Source organism: Coriobacteriia bacterium (genome assembly GCA_003149935.1).
Lineage (GTDB): Bacteria > Actinomycetota > Coriobacteriia > Coriobacteriales > QAMH01 > QAMH01.
Genome location: QAMH01000006.1, coordinates 119491 through 138125, shown reverse-complemented (window position 1 = coordinate 138125; position 18635 = coordinate 119491). Strand labels below are relative to the sequence as shown.

Genomic DNA, 18635 nt, shown 5'->3' with positions numbered 1-18635 from the left:
CAATGGCATCGAGCTCGACTTCGGTCAAACCAGGCTTCTTGTTCATGTCCTGCCTGTCCATCAGATACAGCCCCGCCTCTTCTCTGCCCAAACTTTAATCTCCACGGCACTTTCAGTAATCTCGTCGAGTACGTCAATAATCTCGTCTAACGCAAGAGCCTCGTCCTCGGCAACGCTATCGTCAGAAATAATCGAATGTAGCCTAAACTCTATCTCCCTTATCTTGTTGAATGCGCCAGCGAGATCAAAGTAGGTCTTATAGATGTCCTCTGATGCAAAGTCTTCAGACATCCTCGCTATATCATGTCCCAATTCGCACATCTCGGAACAGTGCAGCCACTTGAGCTCGGGAGTTTTATAGACCTGCGCCATTGCTTTTACCGTTTTCGCGGACGGAATCGTGGCTCCACGTTCATAGTCCTTAATGGATCCATGACTTATCCTATGTCCAGCTGCAGAAAGAGCTAGGACCGCATCATTTTGGCTGTCGAAAGAAGCCGATCTGCATCTCCGGTATATATTCTCTTCTTCAATCAGTTGGTCAGCCATCTTTAATCCAATCAACCACATATCGTTCGCATGTGCATAGATTTTTGCAAGCAAATGACAAGACAGCCTGGCTAACCAAATAAGCCAAAACATGTCAGTCGCAGGCACTCTTACAAATCCAGCTCATTTGGAATCATATCAATCATCGGGAACGAAAGAGTGCAGAAGCGAGTGTCAACTTCTCCTTTCTTCGAGCAATCTTTTATCTCTCGCCGAAGCGTCTTTCGTTCTCGCATTTATAAAAGCCTCATTTAGAAAGGAGAAAAAGATGAATGAGGAAATTGTATTTGCATATCCGAATAGCAATGCAAAAGATGGGGAACCATCAGAAGAGAGAGGAGAGGAAAGAAACAGCCATGTGGCGGCAGTTGGAACTAAGCTCAAAAAAGGAGTGCAGAAAATCAAAGAAGTTGCAACAACCAGAATGAATAGATTTGCCAACGCAATTAAAGATCATAAGGAGAACATCGGCATAGGCGCAGGAATCGTAACGGGTGCAGCAAGTCTAGGTTGTCTCATTCTTGGCATAGTGAATTATTCCAAAGAAGATGAACCTTCTATTACGAATAACACAACCTATATTCTCAGTAACGACGATTCATGCAATGACTCATATTACAGCCCCTGGTATGACGAGGATGATTCGTGGTATGACAGCTACGGATACTAATTGAAGCGATGTGCCGGTTGCACAAGACACATCATGGGAAGGAGCAACATGTAATGAAGCCCGGATTTGTAATCAGAATCCGGGCTTCACCCTTTTTTAAATAATGCTTGATACTGGATGCGAAAAATCACTCCAACGAAGACCCGAAGGCTTCGATTACGTCTTCGCCAGACAAGTTTGGAACTTGCTTCCCCATTGCATCTCCGATTATCGATATAAGAGCTTTTGCACGCTCGATGAAGAATGCATCGAAATCATCGTAACGCATAGTTTTTGGATTGATGACATGCGTCTCAATATACGCATTGAGATTTTCGCTGCTCACATGATCGTCCTTTTCGATTTTCTCCATGTATCGACTAGGAGCAACCCCACCGATGATTCTGTTGGTGCTCGCGGAAAGCGGCGTTTTGTTTACTATCGAGTTCCATCGACGCTTATCAAATCCTTGTTTCTCGCAATAGTCCTTTGGAAAAACATGGTGGATATCTACGGCTTGATCTGTGAAATTCGTAAAATCCATCGGAACGCCACTGATGAAATCGACTGCCCCGTGCTTTAGTATCAACGCCATTATTCCCTTGTATGCAGCCGAAAGTCTCGTTTGCAAAGTAACAAGCCTCGTGGGTTGGAAATATGCTCGCTGAATCGTATCGGGCACCTCTTCGGGATTATCGAGCCATTGCATCATGCCTGTTACATCGTTTACATAACGAGTCTCGTTTGCGCCACCATACATTTCTCCGAGCACGCCACACCAATACCATTGGGCAATCCTCGTACGCACTGTCGAATCTTTTGCTCTCGGCCCCAAAAGAGCAAAGAGCACAGATAAAGGTATAAGTTGCGTTGTGTAGGGCAAATCACGAGAAGCGAAAATTCGCTGTTGCTTCAGAAAATGAGATGCTTCGACAAATCCTTGCTCCAGGACATCAGCGTATCGCATGTAGTCCTCAAGTTGCAGAGCAAGCACGTCCTTCTTCTTGCAACTTACAGCTCGACCATCTTTTCTCATGCTCTCGTTGTAACGCACCAGCAAAGTAAGCGCCGTGAGGAAATCAGTAGCCGATACGCCCTCCAAAATGGAGGAGGCATCTTTCATACGTTCATGTCTGCCCTCGGTCCCCTCCTTTTCGCTGCCTTCCCAGTCGCTGCGCAAGTCATAGTCATCGGCGGCGAATGTCGCTGTAACCAATTCGAACACTGTCAAGGAAACTCCGCCAGTGTTGACGTTTTCAAACACCTGGCATACCGCTTCTTTTGGTGTTTCTTTGCTAAGGGTTATGACAGGAACTTGGTAATTCTGCATCGGCACAAGCACTCCTGTTTGAAACCTGTTCAGAAGCTGCACCATTTGTGGATCATGGTTGTAATACTCCATGCAATTGGTCGTCCATGTCAGCCACTCTTCAGTAGAGAACATTTTGTTAAGAGGAAACGCGAGCTCCTTATATTCGAACTGCTCACTGCTGATATCAAACTCGACGTTACGCCCAAAATTGGTTCTTATCTGGCGATCCTCTGGTATAGAAAGAATCGCATCCTCGTTATCCTCCGCATCCCCATCGAGACACTCGCGAATCTTCAGATAATAGAATCTCTTCAGTTCCTTTCCCTTTTCGTCTCTTGTATGTACAGGATTCTTGCAATACAAAGCAGTAAATATCGAGGTGAGCCTTTGCTGACCATCGAGCACAAGCGTATCCGGCCTGCAATCCTTATCGCAGCCCGTAAAAGTGCGGTACTTGAATCGCACCGAATCGCCACCATATTCAAGGAACATCAAAGCGCCGACAGGATACCCATTCATAATGCTCAATATAAGAGCCTTGATTCTGCTGTCATCCCAAACCCAACCACGTTGAAAATCAGGCAGCTGTATAGATCCTGAATCTATGCCCCTAATAATCTCCGATATATTCGTATCATTCGATTTGAAAGTACTGTACACGTTCCCTCCAGCAAGATCGTTTCCATACGAACTTCTCGGCTACGCCATCTCATCAAAGAAATCGAGATCAACGCGCTTAATCTCGAAGGACTCTTCAACGGTAACGCCGACGTTGTAGTCAATCATCAGGTCAATTAGCCGCTCGCCGTCAATCAATTCGATCTTTGCGTGATGCCAATTCTTCGCAATCTGGATAGCAGCGGGCTGGAAGCTTGAGGTGGTGATGAAAACTCCTTTGGTAACATCGCCAAGTGCTCCTACGAATCCTTGCATCTCTGGAGTTCCGACTCTATTGCTTGGGGAATAGCGCTTGGCCTGCGTGTAAATCATATCGAAGCCAAGCGGATCGGCGGTTATTATCCCATCAATCCCGGCATCTCCGCTTTTCGGAGTCACCTTACCAGTGCCATATCCCATTGCTTCCAATAACTTGACCACGATCCTTTCAAAGCAATAAGCATCCTGCTCCAATATCATGTCCAGAAGCTCGGAAGCCAATGACTGGCGCAACGAATAGACAGCCTGTTCAATTGTTTCTTGAGGGGATTTATCATCTTGCACTGTATCATTTACAAGCAAATTGGATGAATCCTCACTTGCCGGATTGTCTGTATCCCCTCCAGACCTATTCCACGGGTTCTCGGATTCAATGATTTTGTTGAGCTTTTCGCTAAAGGCTTTACCGCCTTGTCCTTTCCTCAGATATTCCTGTCCCCTATCAGTAATTTCGTAAACGCCGCGTTTGATTTTCTTGAGCATTCCAGCACGCTCAAGATAGGATACTCCCCAACTCAAACGGCTCTCGTAAATCGGTTTTCCGCTTTTGGTCCTGAGCTTGAGATCGTCCGGCGTTAAATTAAGAGCATTGACCGCAATCTTGAAAATCTCTTTTCTCGTATGCGGTTTATCATCCCTAAAAAGATCGAGGGTTATATAGAATGCATCGGTTTGTGTTGGTAATGCCATGTCTTACCCTTCTTCTTTAATCTTATCCGCGTACAGCTTGAAGAGATGCGCAACGATCTTTTCCTCATCGCCATTGAAGTCAACGCCGTAGGCTTCTTCGACCGCCTTATCGAGATTCTTGTGCGCCAAAGAAAGCTCAGGATAGATGAATTCATTATCGGGATCGTATAAATCAGCTAAAGATGCCTCTGGGTAAAGTGCACGCGCATCAAGCACGGCTTGCGCCAGTTCTCCGATTCGCCTGCGTTGCTCCTCATTTGCTTCTGGAAAAACGAAACTGTTGTAGACCGCCGGTGCATAGCGGTAGTCACTCTTGAGCCTTCCCGCAACCACTCTCAGCCATGCCATATGTGCTTTGGAAAGAAGCAGGCCAAAGATAAACATATCGTCAGTTGGAATAAAGCGCAGCTGATCACTAGCAATAACTTCCTGATTAACAAATCCAACGGGGATGCACTTTCGTCGCTCGCTAGAAACAACAGGAAGTGCTAAATACGCACTCTTTGGTTGTCTTATCTGAGTAAACAGTGCCGGTGTTGATGCAGCTTCCCTAACCGACCTGGTCGGACTCTTTTCTCTGGCTTCCTTCACGGCCTGCAAGCGCTCACGAATCTCAGGATAGTTATAGTCTGCAAGACGTGCACCTTCAAACCATAAACAGAACCGTTTCTGGCCATTGATGAATTCACGACCGCCCATATAAGGACGTGTCACTTCTCTGAGATTTGGATACTTCTCTATTAAGCTGCTAGCTTCCGCCTCAGAAAGGATGAGGTTACCACCATCGGTGGGCTGACTGCCTTTAGTCATCTCTGGGACGCCTTTATTGATAGGCTTTCCCCTATTCGCAATGAAAACGCTCTCAGCATCGAAAAGATATCCATTAATATGCTCAGCCTCAATCACAGACCCTACATAGAATATGCGCTTTGACGGCAACGGGTGCGCAATGCTGGAAAAGCCAACGATAACCACGTGCACATGGGCCTGATCGTTTGATTCGTTCGCCCACACAAATGAAGGATATGCAAAGTCAATCTCCATGCCCAGCTTCTCCATGGGTTCCCAAAGGATTCGAACGGACTCTCCCTGACATATTGAGTTAGTCGACACGAAAGCGGCATGTATTTTTCGCGAACTAATATATCGAGCTGCAAGCAAATACCATGCGCACACGTAATCAAGTTTGCCAGCGCCCGGGATGCCATCAAAAACAATGACCATATCCTCTTGTTGACTGGCACTCCTCCACTGATGTCCGATAAACGGCGGGTTTCCCATGATGTAATCGCATTTGTCGGCCGGCAGCACGTCGTTCCAGTCCATACACAGTGCGTTGCCCTCCACAACGTTCGCGCTGTCTTTGAGCGGAAAGTCCTCGATGCTGATGTCCAGCATGGACTCGCTCTCGTCATTGGACTGCAACTGTGCGATCCAGAGCGCCGTCTTTGCCACGCGCACGGCAAAGTCGTTTATCTCTATGCCATAGAACTGGTCAAGGCTCACGCGCTTGTCGTTGTCCTCGGTCTCGAAGACGATGGACATCTGCCCGTCGTTGAGCACATTTATCACGTCGTCTTCCAGACGCCTGAGCGACAGGTAGGTCTCCGTGAGGAAGTTGCCGCTACCGCAAGCGGGGTCGAGGAAGCGAAGCGAGCCGATCTTCTCGCGGAATTCCCGGAGCTTGTTCATTCGCTTCTTCTCGGTTATCCCCTCCTCTATCCTGATGCTATTGAACTCGTTATGGAGGGCGTCAAGGAACAGTGGGTCAATTACCTTGTGGATGTTCTCGGGGCTGGTGTAGTGCATGCCTCCGGAACGCCTGGTCTCGGGATTGAGGGTACTCTCGAAGATGCCGCCGAAGATGGTCGGGCTGATCTTGCTCCAATCCGTCTGCTGCGAGCATTCGAAGAGAAGCAGGTCCTTGATTTCGGCTGTGAAGTTGGGAATCTCGCATTCTTCCTCGAACAGGCCGCCGTTCACGTACGGGAAGGGCTTGACGCGTTCGTCATAGGGGTCGCGCTTTTCCTTCGGGGTGTTGAGCGCGGCGAACAGCCTCTGCAGTGCCGGACGCACGTTTTCAGGCGGGACGTCGCGTAGGTAATTCAGGAACGCATCGGGCGGGAACAGGCCACGTGAGTCCTCGCAGAACAGGCAGAACACGAGCCTCACGCAAAGCACGTTGAGGCTATGCCGGCTGTCGTCCGAATCCGGATCTATGTACTGGGTGCGCAAGGCATCATAGAGCTTGCCGATGAGCTGGCCGGCCTTGATGGAGACGGCTTTCTCCTTCTCCATCCTGCTGTTTGCGGAATCGGTGATGAAGCCGAGGTACTCGGGATGCTCTGCGAGCTCCTCCAACGTGAACTCGAAGGGATGCTCGGCGAGTTCGCTTTTGGGATAGGCGTTGCGGTCGTAGACGCGAAAGGTGTCGAAATTGCAGGTGACGATGAACAGCGGTTGCTTGTCCTGCTTGAAGCTCTCGGCATAGGCGAGCGCCTGCTCGAACGGCGTCACCATGCGGCCTTGGCGCTCCTCGGGCTTGTCCAGGTCGATGTTCAGGCCCTTTTGCTCGATGAGCACCCTTGAATCAGGAATGAGGCAGTCGATGAAGCCGCCGTCACTCGTGCGGTACTCGAACTTCGCGCTGGAGGACACCCTTGGCATGCCCACGACGTCACGCAAGAGCTCCGTCCAGAACACCTGGGCGTCGCCCTTCTCGTAGCCCTTGCCCTTCCACGCTTGAGCGAACTGCCGGGCCGCCTTTACCTTTTCCGATTGCTCCATATACTAACTTCAATCTATGCCCGGGAATTAAACATCAGCGCTCATTATAGACGCACGGTCGTGCTTTCATAAGATAGACAGGTTCGACCGAGATAACGACTCGCGGCGACCACCAGAGCGCAGCTCTTGGCACCGACTCCGAATACTGCCAGGTTTTGTGGCCTGGTGACCAATCATGCGGTCACAGAAGCACATCTTTTGGCGAAACCGCCCGGAACCGTGGTGTGGTGACCAGGAGCGCAGTCACAGGCACACGTTCTTTGGCATCGGCTCCGAATACTGCCAGGTTTTGTGGCCTGGTGACCCATATTATCTAAGTCTCGTTTTGCAAATCGTTTATGTCTCGAAGCCCACCCGTTACCAGGGGATACTCCACTCAATTGGAGTTGTAGACACCCCTTGAAGGAAAGGTGAGGATACTCTGGTTCGTGCCTCATGAAAGCCATCGCCAGACGCGAGGCTCGTATACTTCCGTTTGGATATACGCAAACGACATAAGACCAGTCTGGAGATACATGGGCAAGAACCTCGGCACGCACGATATGACAAGCACGAAGACCAAGGCCACGTCAACCAAACGACAATCGCTCGTCGTCAGGGCGCGTGGTCTTGCCTCGTCATATCTGCGATTGCAGGGCACGGCCATCGCCCACGAGGACACGCTCGTCATGTCGCCGGTCAAGCTACCCGGTGCCAATCACGCCCGCAAGCTCGACGAGAAGGCATCGTCACTGTGGCGCAAGACCAAGCGTTTCTTCTCGCAGCTCGCGCTCACGAAGGAAGACGAGACCGCCTACTACGAACCGAAGACCTGGTCCTTCTGGCGCGGCATCATCATGTACTTCTTCCTTTTCAGCGTCGTCGGGCACTGGATGGAGATTCCCTACTGCCTTTCGATGGATGCGCTCTTCGGCATCGTCGACGCCGACTACGCCATCTTCCTCGACGAGCTCTACGTCCCCTATTGGGTTTACGGCGCCGGTGCAGCGGCGATAACAATATTGCTGCTTCCGCTCAAGATACGGCTCGTGGGCAAGCGAAAGACCATGTGGGGCGCTGCGCTCGAGTTCTTCGTCATGGCGGTGGTGCTCTGTGCCGCACTCGAGTGCATCATGGGGTGGATCGTCAATCAGCCTGACGCCCTGGGCGAGTATCCCTACTGGAACAACTCGCAGTTACCTCTCAACATCTTTGGACAAGCGTGGCTTGTGAACGACATTTTCCTGGGCCTCGTTACGCTCGGTTACGTCTGGTTCGTCTTCCCCTTCTGCCAGAAGTTCTGCAAGCTCATCGGAGACAAGGCAGCTAACGGGCTGTTCTGGGCTGTCATCGCGATTTTCGTGATAATCTGCGTCCTCACCTACGCCCTCTAGACCGCAAAACGGGTATCATGCGCCTATATGATTAGTGCGCGAATGCGTTCGCGCCGACATGAGGCGCGTCATGGCGTCCCGAAGGAGAATGACTATGGAAATCGATCGCAAGGCATTCCGCTCCCTGACCAGCGGACTCTACATCATCTCGTCTATCGACGCCGATGGCAGACTGTGCGGATGCGTGGTCAACACGCTTCTGCAGGTCGCATCTGATCCCGCCCAGCTACTCGTGTCCATCAACAAGCAGAACGCGACGGCAGAAGCCGTGTCCACTAGCAAGCGTTTCTGCGCGAGCGTCCTCTCGCAAGACACGACCATGGACCTCATCGGCACGTTCGGTTTCAAATCCAGCAAGGACATCGACAAGTTCTCCGAGTTCGACCACAGTGTATGCGAATCGGGCCTCCCCCGTCTCACGCACGACACGCTTGCCACGTTCGAGGTGCGCGTCGATTCCACGGTTGACGTGGGAACCCACCTCGTCTTCATCGGCACCGTCGAGGATGCCGAGGTCGTGGGCGAGGGAACGCCCATCACCTACGATTACTACCATCGCGTGCTGCGCGGCAAGACGCCCAAGAAGGCGGCCTCGTACAACGACGGCGACGACCCGGCGAAGGACGAGATCGTCGAGATCGAGGAGACGGCATCCTCGGAGCAGAAGGTCGCATGGCGCTGCAGGATGTGCGGCTACACCGTCGAGGGCTATCCGGATGGCCTTCCCGAGGACTGGCGCTGCCCGATGTGCGGCGTGGGACGTGACTACTTCGAGAAGGTGCTTATCTAGCCGTCTATTCCAAACGCGAATAAGGGATTCATCCGTACCGGCATGTGTCATCGCTATATAATGTGCCAGTTGCACACTTCGCGAAAGGACGATCATGGGTTTTCTAGAAGGTAAGACTGCCATCATCACGGGCGGCGGTTTCGCCGCGCTCAAAAACGGCGAGCCCGGCTCCATCGGCTACGGCATCGCCACGGCGTACGCCAAGGAGGGCGCGAACCTCGTCATCACCGGCCGCAACGTGAAGAAGCTCGAGGACGCCAAGGAGAGGCTCGAGGCCGCCTACGGCATCCAGGTGCTCCCCGTCGCCGCCGACGTCTCCGCCGGCACCGACAACAAGGCTACCGTGCAGGCCGTCGTCGACGCCGCCATCGAGAAGTTCGGCCGCATCGACGTGCTCGTCAACAACGCGCAGGCATCCGCCTCCGGCGTCACGCTCGCCGACCACACGACCGATCAGTTCGACCTGGCGATCTACTCGGGTCTGTACGCGACCTTCTACTACATGCAGGCATGCTACCCGTACCTCAAGGAGACGAAGGGCTCCGTCATCAACTTCGCCTCCGGCGCCGGCCTCTTCGGCAACTACGGCCAGTGCGCCTACGCCGCTGCCAAGGAGGGCATCCGCGGCATGAGTCGCGTGGCCGCCACCGAGTGGGGTCCCGACGGCATTAACGTCAACGTGGTCTGCCCGCTTGCCTGGACAGCGGCGCTCGAGAACTTCCAGGAGCAATACCCCGAGGCGTTCGAGGCCAACGTACACATGCCGCCGATGGGCCACTACGGCGACGTCGAGAAGGAGATCGGCCGCGTCGTCGTCCAGCTCGCCAACCCGGACTTCAAGTTCATGAGCGGCGAGACGATCACGCTCGAAGGTGGCATGGGCCAGCGCCCGTAGGTTTCCTCGCATCGTGCGTCATCGCGCCCGGTTCGGCATCACGTCGAGCCGGGCGTTTTTTCGAATGGGATGCGTTGCGTGTGAGACACATTGGACAGGTACGTCTGTCTCATTTTACCTGCAAAATGAGACAGACGTACCTGTCCAATGTGTCTCACACGTCATCCTTCTTGTCCTAGAATACAGATGCACGCTTTCATCGCATGAGGAGACGCATGGAGAAGAAGGACCTCATAACCCTGCTCGCGGGTGTGGCCGTCATCGTCTTTCTCGCGGTCTTCTTCATGCGAGGTGACCAACTGCAGCATCTCATACAGACCATCGAGCGCGGAACCCCCGTCTTCCTGCTCGCCGGTCTCGTCTTCCAGCTTGGCAAGTACTTCACGCAGGGACTCTCGTTCACCTGGTGCTTCAAGGCGGCGGGTACGTCCATGCCCATCGGCGAGAACGTCATCCTCGTCTTCCAGACCTTCTTCATGGACACGATCATTCCCTCGTTCAACATCTCGGGAACCTCAGTGGTCATCGAGGCGGCCACCAAGCGAGGCATCGAATCGGGACGCGCCACGGGTGCCGCCCTGCTGCGTCAGGTCTCGATCAGCGCCGCTTTCGTCATCATCATGATCGTGGGATTTGCCATCCTGCTCGTCATGGGCAAGCTCGAGACAGGCTGGCTCGTTCTCGGCATCGGCGCCGTCGTGGCCGTAGGCGCAATCGTCGCCGCCATGGCGCTCGCCGCGCTGCATCCACAGTTCCTGCTCAAGATCATCGCGCCCATCGAGCACGTCATCGACAAGGTGCTCGCGCGTCTGCATCGCCATGACATCGACACCTCGGTCAGGAAGCTCGTGAATACCTACTCGTCATCGGCCAAGGACATGGTGCACAACATCTCGAGCATCGTTATCGAGCTTGTCTGGGCCGTCGTCGCCAACATCTGCGAGATCATCTGCTTCGCCTTCGTGGGACTCGCCTTCGGCGTGAACGATTTCACGGCCGTCATCTGCATCTACGTAGTCGTCACGCTCGCGGCAATGGCCTCTCCCATTCCTCAGGGCGTGGGTGTCGTCGAGGCAGCCGCACTCGTCGCGTTCACGATCTTCGGCATAGAGCAGGCGACCGGACTGGCTGTCATCATGGTCTATCGCGTCATCTGCTTCTGGCTTCCCTTCATCCTGGGAGCCATCCTCATGCGCAAGGTCTCGGACGCGCCCGCGACAAAGGCAACGAAGGGACCGTCCCTTCGTTGCGTCCTTATTTCGTGCCACGTGGCTCGAGCCACGCCAGCCAGGCTTCGGCATCCTCTTGCGTCGCATCGATAAGCGCGTAGGTGGTACCGCCAACACCGGCTGCCGTTCGCACCTTGATGGTCGCGGTATGCGCCATGCGCTGCAGCGGATTGGTCTTGGTGTAGCCATACTGGATCTTCTGACGCGGAAAGGTCACGGTCGACGTCGAGAAGCCGCCGTTGGTAACCTGCATAAAGCGGTGATTGAAGGCGAAGCTCGACGATCGTGCCCATAGAACGGCGCCGATGGCGCTCACGATCGTGATGACGACGGCGAGCACGTAGCAGATCATGCAAATCGAATTGCACAGCCCGTATACATCCATGGTTACGTATCCGCCGGGAACGTGCATGCGCACAATCCCGTCATCGAGCCAGAGTCCCATGGTGAGCTGGAAGACGGCCACGATGACGGCGAGCCAAAAGCCGGCGCCCTGCACGACGCAACGTCGCGTGAGGGCGCGGCGCAGCGCGATGGAAGCGACCTTGCGCTGGTCGGTCGGGACGTCTTCGAATTCGGGGACGAGCCCTGCGAGAATCTGCGGAACCTTGGCGAGCTTCACAAAGGGATGGATGACGATGCCGCGCTTGGCCCGGGCGTTCTTGCCATCATCGCCCTCGACATTCGCATCGACTTTGGCAAGCGACACCTCGCAATAGCCAAAGAGCCTGCGAATGAACGACTGGGTGATCACGACGGCCTGGACGCGCTCGATATCGACGCCCTGAAAGGTGTGTTGCAACAGACCGTACTCGACCTCGATGCGACTCTCGCGGCGACGCGCCCTGAACCCACCGTAGCCAATGCACGAACCAATGACCGAAAGAATCCAGACGACGAGGATGATGCCGATGACGGTGGCGGCAAGCGCGAACATACCCGACTGGATGACGTGCATGCCCGTATCCCGCACCATCGTCGAAAACACATCGACCTCATCAGCGGGCAAGATGTCGAGAGCCGAACCGATGAGCTCGACGATGCCGATGACGATGCCCATGAGCAGAACAGCGAAGCTCGTGTTGTTGGAAAGCCCTGCCAGGACGAGTTCCTTGTTGGAAAGACCGTACTCGTAACTCACGCGCCCGCCATCATAGGCCTCGCCGGCAAACACGCCGCCCAGCTCGTCCCATGCTTCCTGGCCTACGTCGAGTATGTTGCGTCCCTCGCGTTCGTCTTGCGGTGGCACGGGGGCTTGCGGCTTCTGGGGACACGTCGCTTGCGCCTGGGGACGGACGGATTCCTGATAGCTCACTCCGCGAATCGAGGCATCCTTGCGGGCAAAGAGCTCGCTTCTGAGCCATTCTGCATCGTGTTTGGTGACGTAGGGAACGACGATGGCCTTGTTGTTGGCTCCGCCGGCCGTGTCGATGTAGAGTGTGCGCACGCCGGCGATACGCTGCAGAAGCGACGCCTTCTGGTCGACCGACTGCACCTTGTTGTACGGCACGTGCACGCGTTTCTTGGTGATGATGCCGCTGTAGAGATTGAACTCGTCGGGACCTAGGACGTAGTACAGGCGCTTGTAGGCCAACCAGTGAACGAGGAAGACCAGGCCGGTGAAGACGACAAGCGCGGCGAACGAGATACCCGCCGTCACCGCGATCAGGAAACCGACTTCGGCTCCCCCACCATGCATCCCTTCGGAAATGGCGCCGATGATACTCGAGAAAATCGAGATGACCACGGCGACGAACACGACGAGAACGACCCGCAACGTCCCAAGCCAGATATAGCTATGGTGCACCTGATGCCTGACGGGCTCCGAAGCAGCCATGGTGTCTTGGCTCTGCATATCCTGCTCGCTCATTACACGTCCTCGCGAGCCAGGCGCGCAAGCTCGGCGGCACGATCACGCAACGCCTCCGCGCTCTGGGTGTCCAAACCGGGAATCTCGTGCGACCCGGCTGCGGTGGAAACCGTGACCGAGGCGAGCTTGAAGGCCCGCAAGATGGGCCCTTGGCGCGTGTCGGTGTTCTGCACGCGAATGAACGGGATGATGTAGCGCTTGCGCCAGATGATGCCCTTGGCGATGTCGAGGTATTCGTCAGAGAGCTCGTAGCGCCAGCGAACGTAGCGGATCGGCGGCAGAATCACGAGGAAGATGACGAGCATGACGACGAGTGCGGCTATAAGCGCGATGCACACGGTAGCTACCCACCCTTCGCTGGGGTCAACCGCGGCGATGATCGCGAACGGGACGAAGCAGCAGAGAAACGCCAGAACGATCCAGATAGTGTCGTTTATACGCCAAACATTCTTGATTCTCGGATCCAGCTTCTGTTCTGGCAGCGCACGCATGATTTGCCCTTCACTCGTTGGCGGGATTGTTCATGAATCGAGAGTATAACAGGACGGGGAATGAGACAGGGGGCCAGACTGGTGACGCAGGACGGGGATAATGTCACCGATAAACGGTGACATTATCCCCGGGCGGATTCTAGCGGTCATTGCACGCATGGAAAGGATGTGGTGCAATGGCTAAATACTCTATCGATGATTGGACGGCGGTCAAAGAGAGGCTTCGCGCGGGTGATTCGATCAGGGAGTGCGCAAGGCGGACCGGAATCGGACGTGGTGCCGTTTTCAAGTGGAGCCGAATGGACCGCCCTCCGGATCGGATGGTGCTTACAATGGACGCCGCGAGCTGCCCGACCCCGAGCGCAAGAACATCGCCCAAGCAGCGCCTGACATACGAGGACCGCTGCTTTATCGCGGCCCTTCTCGATGTCGGGCGCACCAACCAAGAGATTGCCGATAAAATGAACATCAGCAGGACGACCGTCGCTCGCGAGCTTTCCCGGGTGCAAGGACCCTACGATCCGAGGCACGCCCAGCTTGATGCGAGGAAGAAGGCGAAAAGGCCAAAACCCCGCAAGCTCGATGCCCGAGGCCCCCTCAGGGCCTATGTGCTGCAGATGCTTGCCAGCAGATGGTCGCCCGAGCAGGTCTCCAAGCGGATCGAAGAAGACTTCCCGGATGACGAGGAGATGCGCATAAGCCACGAGACGATATACCAGTCCCTTTATGTGCAAGGCTACGGGACGCTGCGCCATGAGCTCGGCGTCGAGTACGCCTTGCGCACCAAGCGCCGCGGTCGCAAACCGGCATCCAAGCTCCCCGCAAAGAACAGGCCCTGGCTTAAGGATGCGCATATATCCAAGAGGCCCCCGGAGGCGGGTGACCGCTCCATCCCCGGGCATTGGGAAGGGGACCTGATCATTGGAAGCGACCTGTCGAGCTGCCTCATAACCCTCGTGGAGAGAAGGTCGCGCTTCCTTTTGATGTCGAGGCTGGCCTGCCATGACGCGGACACGGTCGCAGAGCGCATGGCGCAGATGGCCGAGGGGATCCCCGAGGAGCTCAGGCGCACGCTCACCTGGGATCAGGGGTCGGAGATGGCATGCGTGGACAGGTTCAAGCTCTCCTCTGGCTTCGAGGTGTATTTCTGCGATCCGCACTCTCCTTGGCAGCGGCCCACCAATGAGAATGTGAACGGGCTGATCAGGGAGTTCTTCCCCAAAGAGACTGACTTCACGGAGGTGTCGGACGAAGAGGTGGGCAAGGTGCGGTGGCTGCTCAACAACCGTCCGAGGAAGGTCCTGGGCTGGAAGTTCCCTTCCGAGGCTATGCAGGAAGTGTTGGCGGAAGGTGCAATGATCGCCTGAACCCGCCCCGTCCTGCGTCACCAGTCTGGCCCCCTGTCTCATTCCCCGTCCTATCTCTCCATTACAGATTTCAATAACATTCTCATATTATTCCGTGAACGGATACAAATAGCCCATAAACGTGCTATTCTATCTATAGAATATATATGGCGAGAGAAGGAGGCTCCCCATGAATAAGGAAAGAATGCACGAGCTCGTCGAGGGCATACACATGATAGACGAGGTCGATCCCGCGGACTTCAAGACCATCAAGACGGACTTCGAGTTCGAGGAGCCACCCGCCGTCTCCATCTACATGCCCGTCCAGCACACCGAGCGTGACATGCGCCGCAACAACTGGGATCGCATCGAGTTCAAGGACCTGGCAAAGGAGGCCAAGCGCCAGCTGCTCGCCAGCTGGGATGAGCGTGAGGTCAAGCCCATCCTCGAAAAGCTCGACTACATGTCCAAGCGTCAGGATATGGAGCTGTGGCTCGAGGCCAAGAAGGGCCTCGCCTTCTTCCTCAACGTCAAGACCTGCTACGTCTACAACATGGACATGACGCCCAAGGCCCAGGTCGTCGTCGGCGACGATTACGACTTCGCCCAGCTCAACGGCGAAATCATCGAGGACACGGCATCGCGTTTCAAGCTTCTGCTCCTCAACGCCGATTTCTTCGCCGTGCTCGACGGCAACGACCAGGGCGTGCACTTCGAGGAGTTCCCGGAAGACGTCAAGCACTACTTCGCCGAGACCTTCCCGGAGTTCGACGGAGAGGTCACGGCACTTGACTACTACAGCCTCGAGGACCATCTGCCCCCCTATCACGGGTGGAAGTCTCGCAATGACGTCAAGCAAGAGGAAGCGCGCAAGTTCTTCCGCTATGTCGACAAGGTGATGAACGACGAGATCGTCCGTGACGAGACCGACATCCCCGTCATCCTCGTGACCGCACCGGAGCATCTCCACGACTTCCGCGAGGTGTGCACCTTCAAGGCCCTGTATCCCAAGGCCATCGAGAAGGACCCGCGCGGCCTCACGGGCGGCGAGCTCGTCGCCGACGCGCTCGAAGTGCTCGGCAGCTAATTCGCGGGTAGGCAATCATGACGAAGGGCAAGGGCAAGCGCATCGCACTGTGGGCCATCGGCATCGCGGCGGGCGTGCTCGTCCTCGCCCTCGTCGTCATCAACGTGTACGTGCGCGTCGCATACCACACGTACTATTCCAAGGCCCAGCGCGAGTTCAATATCCCCGGCATCCATGACGGGTTCGTGTGCCAGGACCTCGATTATTACGATGAGGGCAGCTGCTGGTTCTTCAGCGGCTATGACGCAAGCGGTGGCCCCTCGTATGTCTATCGTCGCGATGCCGATGGCACCGTTGCCCGTCTGCTCGTGATGCTCCCCGATGGCTCGATCTACGATGACCACGGCTCGGCCATAACAACGAACAGCCAATACGCCTTCCTGGCAAGCGAGGATGGCTACTTCGTCCTCAATGCGGCAGACCTCGCCTCGGCAAGCGCCGGCAGCGCGGTGCAGACCATCTCCGCAGTCGATCTCGACATCACGCCGGCCTTCATGAACATCGAAAACGACACGCTTTACGCGGGCACCTTCCACCTTATTCCAGGCTATCCCGCCCCTGCGGAGCATCACCTCATCGCGTCTGATGGCAGCGAGAATGCCGGGGTCATACTCGCCTACCCGGCAGACACAAACGGCGCCTTTGGCTACGCCACGCAGGCAGCCTATGTCTATTCCATCCCGGATGCCGTCCAGGGCATGGCAGTGCTTCCCGACGGAAACATCATGCTCTCGAGCTCCTACGGGCTCACCTCCTCGCATCTGCGCACCTACGACGTGTACGATGCGCAGCAAGGTGCGGCCTTCCTCGTCGATGGGCGCGAGGTGCCGCTGTACTTCCTCGACGGCAACAACCTCGTGGCAGACCTCGTTGCCCCGCCCATGAGCGAGGGCATCGAAAGCCACGACGGGCGCATCTGGATATCGGAGGAATCCGCAGGTAACAAGTACCTCTTTGGCAAGCTCTTCGGTGCTGGCTCCGTGTACTCGATCCCGGCTCAACAGCCCTAATGCCCGATCTCGTCCTCGTAGAAGGCGAAGTGTCCCTTATCCAAGCGCTTGACCTTGTAGAGCGCTTCATCGGCCTGAGCGTATAGATCGGCAAAGCTAACATCATCTTCTGATGGGTCGTGGACGCGAATGCCCACCGAAACGCTCACCGCCATGTCACCCGCAGGCAAATCGTCAATACGTTCGAGGCCCTGGTCGATGCGTTCGAGAATGGCATGCAAGGTATCCTTGTCGGTCGTCCCGGAGATGGCAATGGCGAACTCGTCACCGCCCATGCGGCAGGCAATGTCGGAAGAGCGGATGACCTTGCTGAAGACCCTGGCAACGCTACGCAGGACCTTGTCCCCCATCGCATGACCATAGGTGTCGTTGATACCCTTGAGATTGTCGAGATCGATCATGAGCAGGGCGAAGGGTTCCTCGCGCTCGATCATGGCGTTGACCTGCATCGTGAAAGCCTGACGACGCATGAGATGAGTCAGCTCGTCAAGATATAGACAGTCTGACCAAAAATGGTTGTAGACATCCCGCAGGGCGTAGCGGACCTGTTGGACATCACGTACATCCTCGAGCGTAAGCACCTGTGCCTCGCAGCGCACATCTTCGTCGAGCTTGCTCGGCATGGGCAGCGACTCGGGCATGGACGTCGTGCCCCGCCATCGTGGTACCGGCAACACGAGCAGCACGTTATCGGTGAAGGTGCCGCACATGAAGCCACTGCCCGCATACGCGACCTGCTCGTTGACCGCCTTCATCGCGCGCGCGACCTCGGACTCATTGCCAAAGAAGAGATAGCAGCCAAGTTTGACCTCGTCAGACTCGGCGATGCGTTCCTGAAGCATGGTGCTGCAGGCCAGAAAGTTGTAAAGCCCCGTCTTGGGCGAGATGTAGAGACGCGCATCCTCCATGGTGACCATGAGACCGATCATGACCATGGTGAGCCCCGGGCTCGTGATGAGTATGTAGGGCCAGATCATCTGCACAAGGGCGACCACGACGAGCACGAAAAGAGATGCGAAAAGCACGAGATTGTTGATGCGCCCGAGCATCGCACGATAGCGCGCAAGCAGCACGACGAGCAAGGTGATCGTATAGGCCACCATGATATAGAGCACGTAGGCTTTGGGTCCGAGCGAATACGAGCCCTGTGGCGTATCGACGTACTCGATGGGTAGAACAAGCTGCGCCGCGATGATGAGCACGCAAATCGCGCAGCTGAGGATGATGAGATTTCGCTGGCTTCCCCCGCCCATGCGCTCGACGAGCATGAGCACGTAGATGAGCAGCAACGCGCACCACAGTGCAAGCGTGGCGAGAAAGACGAGGTGCCATCCGTAGTTGAGGGTATCAGGGACGAGCGCACGATTGTTGACCGTGTACTCCGTCACCGAAGCGGCGCAGAGATTCACGATGCTCACATAACCCATGCAGGAAAACACGCGAGATGCCTTCGTGGGCAGGCGGCGCTTGCGCAGGAAAAGCAGCAGACAGTAGAGCATGATGACGAGGCACGCCAAGGGCAGGCGAATCTGCATGTACATCCTATGCCCCTCCCCTCGTGAGCGCTAGGAGAATCAAACGCAAATTATACCATCACGGCCGCTCTACACGTTTTGGGGGG

15 protein-coding genes are annotated in these 18635 nt (G+C 55.4%); 8 read left to right on the top strand and 7 right to left on the bottom strand.

The annotated features are described in order from the left end of the window. Positions 1 to 60: 60 nt before the first annotated feature. On the bottom strand, positions 61 to 642 hold the full coding sequence (locus DBY20_03220) for a hypothetical protein (GenBank protein PWL78905.1): 582 nt from the start codon (positions 640 to 642) through the stop codon (positions 61 to 63). 331 nt (positions 643 to 973) lie between these two features. Here DBY20_03220 and DBY20_03215 point away from each other — a divergent pair, with 331 nt between their 5' ends. Beyond that, complete coding sequence (locus tag DBY20_03215; protein PWL78904.1) at positions 974 to 1219, top strand: hypothetical protein; 246 nt, start codon at positions 974 to 976, stop codon at positions 1217 to 1219. 127 nt (positions 1220 to 1346) lie between these two features. Here the strand turns inward: DBY20_03215 and DBY20_03210 are convergent, their stop codons facing one another. Genes DBY20_03210 through DBY20_03200 form a run of 3 tightly spaced genes read right to left on the bottom strand, consistent with a single transcriptional unit; the run spans position 1347 to position 6923 of the window. Further along, on the bottom strand, positions 1347 to 3170 hold the full coding sequence (locus tag DBY20_03210; GenBank protein ID PWL78903.1) for a hypothetical protein: 1824 nt from the start codon (positions 3168 to 3170) through the stop codon (positions 1347 to 1349). Positions 3171 to 3209: 39 nt separating this feature from the next. Continuing rightward, on the bottom strand, positions 3210 to 4136 hold the full coding sequence (locus DBY20_03205) for a restriction endonuclease (protein PWL78902.1): 927 nt from the start codon (positions 4134 to 4136) through the stop codon (positions 3210 to 3212). Positions 4137 to 4139: 3 nt separating this feature from the next. Beyond that, a complete protein-coding gene (locus DBY20_03200) occupies positions 4140 to 6923 on the bottom strand; it encodes a class I SAM-dependent DNA methyltransferase (GenBank protein ID PWL78901.1) in 2784 nt (927 codons plus the stop codon). 515 nt (positions 6924 to 7438) lie between these two features. On the opposite strand from DBY20_03200, the gene DBY20_03195 reads away from it, so the two are divergent. The 4 genes from DBY20_03195 to DBY20_03180 all read left to right on the top strand — a co-directional run bounded on the left by DBY20_03195 (position 7439) and on the right by DBY20_03180 (position 11303). Beyond that, positions 7439 to 8296: a hypothetical protein gene (locus tag DBY20_03195; protein ID PWL78900.1), complete on the top strand. Its 858-nt coding sequence runs from the start codon at positions 7439 to 7441 to the stop codon at positions 8294 to 8296. A 94-nt stretch (positions 8297 to 8390) separates the two neighbouring features. Next, entirely contained in the window at positions 8391 to 9086 is a 696-nt protein-coding gene (locus tag DBY20_03190) for a flavin reductase (protein PWL78899.1), read from the top strand. A 94-nt stretch (positions 9087 to 9180) separates the two neighbouring features. Then, complete coding sequence (locus tag DBY20_03185; GenBank protein PWL78898.1) at positions 9181 to 9981, top strand: short-chain dehydrogenase; 801 nt, start codon at positions 9181 to 9183, stop codon at positions 9979 to 9981. 203 nt (positions 9982 to 10184) lie between these two features. Continuing rightward, a complete protein-coding gene (locus tag DBY20_03180) occupies positions 10185 to 11303 on the top strand; it encodes a TIGR00374 family protein (GenBank protein PWL78897.1) in 1119 nt (372 codons plus the stop codon). Here the strand turns inward: DBY20_03180 and DBY20_03175 are convergent. Together DBY20_03175 and DBY20_03170 are read right to left on the bottom strand one after the other, a co-directional pair. After that, positions 11236 to 13047 carry a hypothetical protein gene (locus DBY20_03175; GenBank protein ID PWL79406.1) on the bottom strand — a complete coding sequence of 604 codons (1812 nt, stop codon included), beginning with the start codon at positions 13045 to 13047 and terminating at the stop codon, positions 11236 to 11238. The genes DBY20_03180 and DBY20_03175 overlap by 68 nt on opposite strands. Before the next feature lie 32 nt (positions 13048 to 13079). Continuing rightward, the gene (locus DBY20_03170; protein ID PWL78896.1) at positions 13080 to 13571 is read right to left on the bottom strand and encodes a hypothetical protein; all 492 of its coding nucleotides are present in this window, start codon (positions 13569 to 13571) and stop codon (positions 13080 to 13082) included. Positions 13572 to 13747: 176 nt separating this feature from the next. Here DBY20_03170 and DBY20_03165 point away from each other — a divergent pair, with 176 nt between their 5' ends. The 3 genes from DBY20_03165 (at position 13748) to DBY20_03155 (ending at position 17014) form a co-directional block, all read left to right on the top strand. Then, positions 13748 to 14938: an IS30 family transposase gene (locus DBY20_03165; protein PWL78895.1), complete on the top strand. Its 1191-nt coding sequence runs from the start codon at positions 13748 to 13750 to the stop codon at positions 14936 to 14938. A gap of 169 nt (positions 14939 to 15107) precedes the next feature. Then, a complete protein-coding gene (locus DBY20_03160) occupies positions 15108 to 16004 on the top strand; it encodes a hypothetical protein (protein PWL78894.1) in 897 nt (298 codons plus the stop codon). A gap of 17 nt (positions 16005 to 16021) precedes the next feature. Then, on the top strand, positions 16022 to 17014 hold the full coding sequence (locus DBY20_03155) for a hypothetical protein (protein ID PWL78893.1): 993 nt from the start codon (positions 16022 to 16024) through the stop codon (positions 17012 to 17014). Here DBY20_03155 and DBY20_03150 read toward each other — a convergent pair. Next, positions 17011 to 18555 (bottom strand): hypothetical protein, encoded by a 1545-nt coding sequence (locus DBY20_03150; GenBank protein PWL78892.1) that lies wholly within the window; start codon positions 18553 to 18555, stop codon positions 17011 to 17013. The two genes, DBY20_03155 and DBY20_03150, sit on opposite strands and share 4 nt — an antisense overlap. Positions 18556 to 18635: the final 80 nt, after the last annotated feature.